Source organism: Desulfobulbaceae bacterium (genome assembly GCA_015231515.1).
Lineage (GTDB): Bacteria > Desulfobacterota > Desulfobulbia > Desulfobulbales > VMSU01 > JADGBM01.
This window is the reverse complement of the sequence record JADGBM010000120.1, coordinates 1-8,543: the sequence shown is the minus strand read 5'-3', so window position 1 is coordinate 8,543 and position 8,543 is coordinate 1. Positions and strand designations below refer to the sequence as shown.

Annotated in this window: 9 protein-coding genes; 3 read left to right on the top strand and 6 right to left on the bottom strand. The window is 46.4% G+C overall.

What is annotated here, in order from left to right:
* On the top strand, positions 1-202 hold a 202-nt coding region (locus HQK80_13945), incomplete at its 5' end, for a hypothetical protein (GenBank protein ID MBF0223303.1).
* Positions 203-213: 11 nt separating this feature from the next.
* Here HQK80_13945 and HQK80_13940 read toward each other — a convergent pair.
* Genes HQK80_13940 through HQK80_13930 form a run of 3 tightly spaced genes read right to left on the bottom strand, consistent with a single transcriptional unit; the run spans position 214 to position 4,166 of the window.
* Entirely contained in the window at positions 214-1,893 is a 1,680-nt protein-coding gene (locus HQK80_13940; GenBank protein MBF0223302.1) for a hypothetical protein, read from the bottom strand.
* Between the two features lie 19 nt (positions 1,894-1,912).
* Complete coding sequence (locus HQK80_13935) at positions 1,913-2,668, bottom strand: ABC transporter ATP-binding protein (protein MBF0223301.1); 756 nt, start codon at positions 2,666-2,668, stop codon at positions 1,913-1,915.
* Positions 2,669-2,726: 58 nt separating this feature from the next.
* On the bottom strand, positions 2,727-4,166 hold the full coding sequence (locus HQK80_13930; protein ID MBF0223300.1) for a transglutaminase domain-containing protein: 1,440 nt from the start codon (positions 4,164-4,166) through the stop codon (positions 2,727-2,729).
* A 269-nt stretch (positions 4,167-4,435) separates the two neighbouring features.
* Between HQK80_13930 and HQK80_13925 the strand changes: the two genes are divergently transcribed.
* Positions 4,436-5,545, top strand: coding sequence for a response regulator (locus HQK80_13925; protein ID MBF0223299.1), 1,110 nt, complete (start codon positions 4,436-4,438; stop codon positions 5,543-5,545).
* Positions 5,546-5,627: 82 nt separating this feature from the next.
* Here HQK80_13925 and HQK80_13920 read toward each other — a convergent pair whose 3' ends face one another.
* The 3 genes from HQK80_13920 to HQK80_13910 form a co-directional block, all read right to left on the bottom strand.
* Positions 5,628-6,395 (bottom strand): ABC transporter permease, encoded by a 768-nt coding sequence (locus HQK80_13920; protein MBF0223298.1) that lies wholly within the window; start codon positions 6,393-6,395, stop codon positions 5,628-5,630.
* Positions 6,385-7,299, bottom strand: a complete 915-nt coding sequence (locus HQK80_13915) for an ABC transporter ATP-binding protein (GenBank protein ID MBF0223297.1) — start codon at positions 7,297-7,299, stop codon at positions 6,385-6,387. The genes HQK80_13920 and HQK80_13915 overlap by 11 nt, the downstream gene beginning before the upstream one ends.
* A 175-nt stretch (positions 7,300-7,474) precedes the next feature.
* Positions 7,475-7,747: a hypothetical protein gene (locus tag HQK80_13910; protein MBF0223296.1), complete on the bottom strand. Its 273-nt coding sequence runs from the start codon at positions 7,745-7,747 to the stop codon at positions 7,475-7,477.
* 398 nt (positions 7,748-8,145) lie between these two features.
* Here HQK80_13910 and HQK80_13905 point away from each other — a divergent pair.
* The coding region (locus tag HQK80_13905; protein ID MBF0223295.1) for a hypothetical protein at positions 8,146-8,543 on the top strand (398 nt) is incomplete at its 3' end.

Genomic DNA, 8,543 nt, shown 5'->3' with positions numbered 1-8,543 from the left:
TAATCAACGAATATCCATCCCCATTAGACCAGTTTGGTTCAAACTTGAAGAGAATGAAGATGTTAATTATTTTCACATGGGCATAGAGTTCCTTATTGAACCAAATGATGAACGTGTTTCAATTCTAAAAAATGTCGCCATTAACAGGCTTTCCGAGGGGAAGGGCTGGTTATCCAAGATGCTCATCAAACTGTGGAATTAGCCGCGCTCAATTCACCCATTTTCCTCCAAGTGAGCGATCCCCTTGCGCATTGCAGCATATACCACCCAAAAAGACACTCCAACGGCAAAAACAAGCCAGACGCCAAGTAGCACCAAATCGCCAATATCGAGGGAACTCTTTATCAGCCACTGTTTGGTGAGACGATACGCTGGTATCGATCCAGTCCCCAGAACAACACCCATATACGTAAAACTTGTTAGCAAGAAAAGGGCGGCTCCGATTCCACCTAAGGCGGTAGCACGGTTTTCTGCCTTGAAATCGGCAAATAATGCCCCAAAGCCCAGGGCAATCCCAACTTCAGTAATTGCAATTAAACAGCTGGCGAATAACGAAATCCATAGAGTCGGGCCGCTTATCTTTAATAAGAAATCGGAAACCAGCACAAGGGCGACAGAAAGAAAGGCAAAGGGAATACTATAAAAAATCAATTTATTGCCCAGGTATGCCCATAGCGATAGTGGGGCGCTGCGGATAATATAGAAGCTGCCCCCCTCGGCCCCAACAGATGGGTAAACAAAACGTGCCGCCAAGGAGGCTGACACAAATCCGGTGAGTCCAATATTTAAAAACGAGACAAGGTTAGCCAAATACTCCTGTCGCCAAAATGATTGATCAATCGGCAACACTTTAAAATTGTACAGGTAAACAACCACCAGAGCTGCAATCATAAACAGTTGTGACCATTCCGCAGAATCTCTCAAAAACTGTTTGGCCTCCTTTGCCGCAATCATGTAAAAGAGCCCTCTCGCTTTACGACCTTTTTTGTTTGAAAACATTCGATAACCACCAAACGACTCCTGGGCACGACTATATCCCGCAAAAAAGAAGCTGTACATAAACCACTCTCCGACAAAATAAACCGAAGCCGGGGTTAAAACTAACAAGCCTGCCAAGACCAAATCAAATTGACGATCAACGAGATATAATGACAAAAAATTAGCCGCCCAGGCACCAGGCACATAAGGCCCGGAAGGAGTTGACACGCTTGAAAGGTACTCGACAAAAGAGACAAACTCATCAGGATTGACCAGTAACTCCGGCCGCAGCATTCGAAAGATCATATAGAGGAAAATGGCAAAACAGAGACTCAGATAAAAGATGATATCCTTTGTCCGTTTTGCTGGAAAAAATCTGACCAGGAAAATAGTTGCCGCCAAGGCTACACCCACCCCTATCAGAGCAATTGAGACAACACAGGCCAACATGAACGGCCAGTAGAAGAACCCCGCCTCAAAGACCTGGCCAAAAGCGATAAAGACTGGCAAAGAGAAAACGACCATCATCCACGAGGTATAAAAAACGCTGGTCCAATAGCGCATCCCAAAAAGAGTAATGGGTTTGACCGGCGCGGCAAACAGTATCTCGTTATCAGAACTGACAAAAACCGTAGAGACAGCCGAAACCATGCAGGAAAATACCTGCATGGCAAACATAAGTATCCAGGCCATTTCAAAAATTTTCAGACTGAGAATGATACCGATCTCATTTTGGGCATGAAAAAACCTGAGGACTTTTACCGAGACCAGATACAACCCCAAGCATATTACTGCGCAAAACAGTACAACCCCGATAGCCTTCCAAGGCTTCTTTCCGGTGTAAAAAAACCGGTTTTTAGTTGAAAGGAGTATGGGCTGAAGAACCAGCCACAATGGAGTTTCTTGTGAGTTCACTGTTTGGTTTTACCGTATTTTACCGTAGTGCCTTGATAACCTCTTGCAGTTCAAAGGCCCCTGTGAGTTGCAGAAAAATATCTTCAAGAGTTGATCCTTCTTTCGCGGCCTGCTGGCGTATCGAATCGAGGCTGCCGGAGGCAATAAGCTTGCCCTCCACAATAATTGCGAGCCGGTCGCATAACTCTTCGGCAACCTCCATGGAGTGGGTTGAAAGGAAAACAGCGCCGCCGTTTCTAGCATGCTCTTTAAAAAGCTCCTTTACCACGCGGGCACTTTTCGGATCTAAACCAACCATTGGTTCGTCAACAATAATTAGCGGCGGTTCCAGCATAAAGGCTGCCGTTATGATTAATTTCTGGCGCATGCCGTGGGAGTAGCTTTCAATGAGAAAATCCTGCCACTTCAGCAGGTCGAAAAGTTCTAAAAATTTCTGGCCATTTTCCTCTGTCCGCCTGTTATCTTGGCCATAGAGACTGGCGATAAATCGCAAGAACTCCGAACCGGTTAACTTTTCATAAAGAAAAGGACGATCAGGGATATAGCCGGTTATTTTTTTACATTCATTTGGTGCCCTGGCAAGATCAAGACCGTTGATAGTAATGCTGCCAGCATCAGGTTTTAACAAGCCGGCCAGCATTTTTATGGTGGTGGTCTTACCGGCACCATTGGGGCCAAGAAACCCGAAGATTTCTCCATTTTGCACGTCAAGAGATATAGAGTCCACCGCCTGATAGGTTGCAAAGCGTTTTGATAATTTTTCGACTTTCAGCATGCTCTTCCAACTTATGTTCCTGGTTTCAAGCCCCCAGTTTAACTATCCTGGCCGGCGCTTATTCCTTAAGCCTTATTTTCAGACGACCAAGCAGCGCACCTATTTTTACCTGCTCAGCAATCTCCCCTTCTATAAATTTCACATGACTCACATCGGCAGGAAACTGATTTTTGGTCGTGTCGAGACTGATCCAGCGCTCTCCAGCACAGATCTCGTTCCAGGCATGGTAATAAAAAGCACCCTGATGATAGACGACACCTGCGGCAATTCTGGTGGGAATCCCGGCGTTTCTGGCCAAGGCAGCAAACAGGGCAGCATGTTCATTGCAATCCCCCTTCCTGGAAGCCAGCACACTCAGCGCGTCTGGAATACCGAGCACAGGGCGCTTTTCAATATTTGAATAGACCCAGTCTGCCAGTTTACGAACCTTGGCAATCCCCGAACTCTCACCTACTATCGTCTGACTGACAACAGCCCCAATCATGGGATGGTGAGCCTGAACATAGGCAGTTGCCGCCAACTCTTCTGCCTTACCAGTACAGAGCTGGGCATCTTCACTGAAAACCTCTTTGCTGATTGTCAGAACAGCGCCATCAAAACTCTGTCGATCACCATTGAGATCAAATACCTCCGGTTCGGGAAGTTCAATACCCAGACGCAAACCGTTTAAACTGGCAACATCAGTAAGTTGCCCTTCTATCGGTATCGATACTGCTGAGAGGATCTCGCTGGTAGCTTCGGCAATATTTTTTGCTTTAAATTCCGGTTCGGCAAGAAAAACAAACCCGGCCGGGGACTCTTCCTTAACGACCTCACCCTTATCATTAAGCCAACTCTTCACCCTGACCCCGGAAAAGACCTCCTCAAATTTATGCAGGTTAAAAACCCGACCATTAATTAAAATTTTTTCACGGCCTTTATATTCAACTATCGTATCCTGACCGGCAAGTGAAATTGGGTCAAAATAAGGAATTTTCACCTTTTGGCCAACCGTTAAATCGTCATGTAAAAGATAGGCCCTGCGGTTCGTTGCGAAAAATGGCGGGCTTTTCAGGTGAATAACATCATGGATTTCATCTTTACCAGTCAAAATTGTCAACTTAATATCGGTGCCATCAACGCTGCCGCTTATATTCGATGTGTAGAAGGGGGCTTCAATCTGAAAGGTAAAGGATTGCAGAAGATACGTTTGTGATAAAAGCGCTGAGCCCTCCATCTGAACCAGATGGTTCTCACCAAGTATATTGAGTTGGAGAAGAGCTTCCTGTTCAAGAGAGATCGCCCCGTCATCTGCAACTGAAAAATAATTTTTAACGTAGCCAATGCGCTCATTTTTAAAATAGACCCCGAGAAAACTAGTCCCCGAACTGCGGGCCAAAACCTGATGTTCCCGCACCTGCAAGGATTCAACAAAATAATCGCGACTTAAGAGGTGCCCAAAAAGCATAAATGTTACAGCAACTACTGTTATGCGCAAGACTGTACCGGATTTGCTCATTTCATTCTTTTGTTGGAGTTACTCGTTCTATTGAGCTACTGGAGATCTCTTCCGTGAGCAGAGAAACATACACCGCTTAACTTGATCGATAGAACAGATGGGAATCTTCAATTAATCACTTGCCATTACTTCTATTTTTCATGCTATACTGATGAACAACTAAAGGACAGATACCATGAAAAAGATTCTCGCTGTCGACAACAACCCTGTAATCCTCAAGCTAATGGAAAACTTCCTTTAAAAAACATTTCGAAACAACTCTCAACCACATGGCTGAAGGCTTCATTGAACTCACCTTTGAGCACAAGGTTGTCTATGTCAATCCTTCAGCAGCGGCCATCCTCGGACGCCCTGAGGAGCAGATCCTTTCTGAAAATTTTATCAGCTTTTTCCAGGATGCCGACCAAGCACTGCTCACCGATGCGCTTCAGGAAGTGAGGCACACCTCACCGGTAACGATAGGCGAGAAAGTGCCCTTTCAGATAAACAGCATCTTTCTGATGGCAACGTTTATTCTGGTTGAAAGTCAATCATCAAAGACCATTATTAGTATCTTACAAGATATTACCGCCCGCAAAAAAATTGAAACCGAACTGGAACAGTACCGGAACAACCTTGAGTCGATCGTACATGCTCGCACGACTGAGCTTACCAACAAATTAACCATTTCACTTCGCCCGGCCAAACACGACAATGAAACAACTCCCCGCCAACAAGTCATAACAAGCAATTTCGTGGAGCTGGCTGTTGAGGATACCGGCTTTGGCATGACACCGGGCATTCTGGCTAAAATTTTCGACCCCTACTTCACCACTAAAGAAGCAGGAGAAGGAACCGGAATGGGCCTCGCAGTTGTTCATGGCATTGTGACCGGCCACGGCGGATCGATCTTCGCTGAAAGCCAACTAAATAAAGGTTCGCGTTTTGTCGTTCAGTTTCCCGTAGCCTCTGTAGATGTTAAAGAGGAGCTCGGCGAAGACATTGAAATGTTCACCGGCACAGAACACATCCTGCTCGTTGATGATGAACCGGCGATTCTTATGATTATGGCCCAAACGCTTAGTAAACTTGGCTATAAAACAACATCGGCCAAAAATGGTCCAGAGGCCCTGGAGATATACCTACAGAACAAAGATAGCATCGATATTGTGCTAACAGACATTACTATGCCAGGCATGACAGGCCTGAGATTAGCCAAAATGTTACTTACTACAAACCCGGAACTGCCAATCATTCTCTGCACAGGCAAGCAACTCAGCCCCACGCTCTCTGACGAGCGGTTACATGAACTTGGCGTAAAATCCCTGCTGAACAAGCCCTTCTCCCTCGCTACCCTCTCTACTTCAATCCGAACAGCGCTGGTTGACGTAAAGCGCTGAAAAAATAGCACAGGGAATTAGCTTTTAGCTATTAGCCTTTAGCTTTAAAACTAACAGCTAACGGCTAAATGCTAACAGCTACCTACTTAATCAGACGTCGCCGGAGAAGCAGTGTTGCAATCAGCGTTGCCACTGCGGCAAAGGCCATGACATAAAGAGACCTTCCCACTATATTTCCAGAAAAATCTCCATAGCAGAACATTCTCGAAAGACTGACAACTGGCGTTAACGGCACACACTCCAGGAAACTTCGCGTCAGAACAGGCAACTCCCGCAGCGAGAAGAATATGCCGGAAAACAAAAACAAGGGCGTAATCACAAGTGAAATAAAATAGTTAAAAAACTCATAACTCCTGGCCAGAGCTGTCATAATAAGGCCAAGTGCAGAAAAGACCATTCCGGCAATAAATAGAACCGGCAATAAAGCCACTACCCATGGTGAGGGCCACAACCCGAAAAGCGGCATAGCCAGGATCATCACCACTCCCGAAATAAGACCTTTAAGGGCCCCCCAGATAATCTCCCCAACCGCTATCTCTTCGACCGTTACCGGGGTCATCAATATTCCTTCAAAGGTACTTTGGGTCGACAATCTGGTATATGAGCCATAGGTAGTCTCAAATGCCGCACTGTACATAACAGCTGAAGCCGCCAGCCCTGGGGCAATAAACTGAAGATAGGAGTAGCCCTCAACAAGTTCAATCCTTTGCCCCACACCAAAGCCAAAAGCCAGGAGAAAAAGTAAGGGTTGCCCAAGATTACCCACCAGGCTCGAAACAATATACTTTCGCCAGACTCTGCCGTTTCTACAGACGACTCGGATAACACCCATGCCAATTCTATGATTCATGAAGCGATCTTCCGGTTAGTTGAATAAACAGATCTTCGAGATTAGCCGGCCTTCGCAACCACTGCGGATACGGTCGGATGAGAGCATCAACCTCAGGACAATCCTTTTGCATGTACAAAAATATCCCTTCAGGCATTATCTCGCTTCGCGCGCCACAATGCTCGGCAACTTTTGCCAGTTGCCGGGCATCTTCGGCAGAACAGACCAACTCAAAAACATCGACACCAACAAGATCTTTCACCAGACGACCGGGCTCACCCTCAACAATCACCTTTCCCTGGTCAAGAATTATAACCCTGTCGCTTAAACGTGCTACTTCATCCATGTAGTGACTGGTCAACATCATGGTGACACCCTCATCCTTAAGCCTCTTGAGTCGCTGCCAGATCAGATAGCGAGCCTGGGGATCAAGCCCCACTGTCGGCTCATCAAGAATCAAAAGCTCCGGATCATGCACCAAGGCCCGGGCCAGCAACAACCTTCTGCGCTGGCCGCCGGAGAGATGGTCAATAACATCATTACGCCTATTCTCAAGCGCAAAAAACTCCAGCAACTCCTCTGATCGATGCCGCGCCTTGGCACCCACCAGATTGTAGTAGGATGCGTAGGTGATCAGGTTTTCCAGCACAGTAAGATCAGTATCAAGATTATCATTTTGAGGTACAACTCCAACCCTCGATTTAATCTGCCTGAGCTGCTCGGGAATTTCCTGCCCGAAGACCGTAAGTTCACCTGCCGTTTTCTCAACCAGGCCGAGAATAATCTGGATTGTGGTGGTCTTGCCGGCGCCATTTGGACCCAAAAAGCCCAGGCACTCGCCTGTATCGACGGTAAAATCAATACCGCCAAGCGCCTGGCGCTGGCCGAAGTTTTTTTCTAATTTTTTAGCAACTACTACATCCATATTTTATGACACGGAAAACCATGGGTTGGTTGGGTTGATTTTTTGACGATTCCCGACATTACCGTCAGGAACCGGTTGCTATGATACTAAATGTTTGCGGGAAAGTAATGCCTGATGTTGTGAATTTAAAAAAGGGGCCTCTACAGCAGCCCCTCACCCCGAAAAACTGACCCAGTTAGGCGACAATATCCACAAAGCGACTGCCCGATGAGCTCTGCTGTGCGGATTCTACAATATTGGGCGGGATAAAAAATTGGCGGCGATCAAGGCATGAGCGCCGATTGTTTGATGCGGTCGACAGGCTTACCACGATTCCTTCAACTACGGACCGGCGGCGATCACGAGCAGACTTGCGCCGTTCGTTTTTGCTGCTGTTTTTACGTGATAGAACGTGCCCTTTTTCGGGATTTCTTGTTGTTTCTCTTTGGGAATGCACTAAAATATCCATCTCACTGTTCCTACGATTGTTTTATTGTTTATATTTGCTATATCGTCAGATCGACTCAACACTTTAACCTTTAGTGATTAAAACTTTTAACTGGCTGGATATTTGATATAAGGTTTGCGACAGCACCAATTTTTTTTTTACTATCAGAAACTTTTTTCTCTGAAAGTGAATTTTTTGAGGTCGGACGGCCTCTTCTAGAGCCCGCTGTAATCGTGCCCTTAACGCCCACTATGGCAACCCTGCGGCGTCTTTGGCACCATCCACACTCCCCCTCCCGTTTGTCATGCCGAAAACCGCTCACAGGTCACTTTTTAAGGCCGATATTATGTCGTATATTCAATGGTTTAGAGCTGTTGACGATTTGACTTTTACTGGCGGACCATGTTAGAGTCTCTGGCATGGAACCGCGACATCAAGCCTCACAAAATATTGCCGATAGGCTCACCTGGCACACTGCTAATCGAGATCAAGCAGGCATTGCCGCCAACATTGCAGCGGGAGAAGATATTCCCGAAGTCTATGGCTTGGGCGAGGCAGGCCTCTTTGATGAGTTCTTTTATTTCATCGAGAAATTTGGCTTCAGCAAACTTCTTACCAAACTCGATCCCAAAAATAAAGAGCGCGTAAGCAAAGTCCCCTTTACTGGGGCAATCTATATTTACCTGATGAGGATTATCGCAGGCCTTCGATTCTTTTGGCATATTGATCCGGTTATCTTGCATTCTCAATCACTGATGCGGCTTGTCGGCTTTAATGGCAGGGAGGTCAGGGAAGGAACCTGCGCACGGGGCGTCGG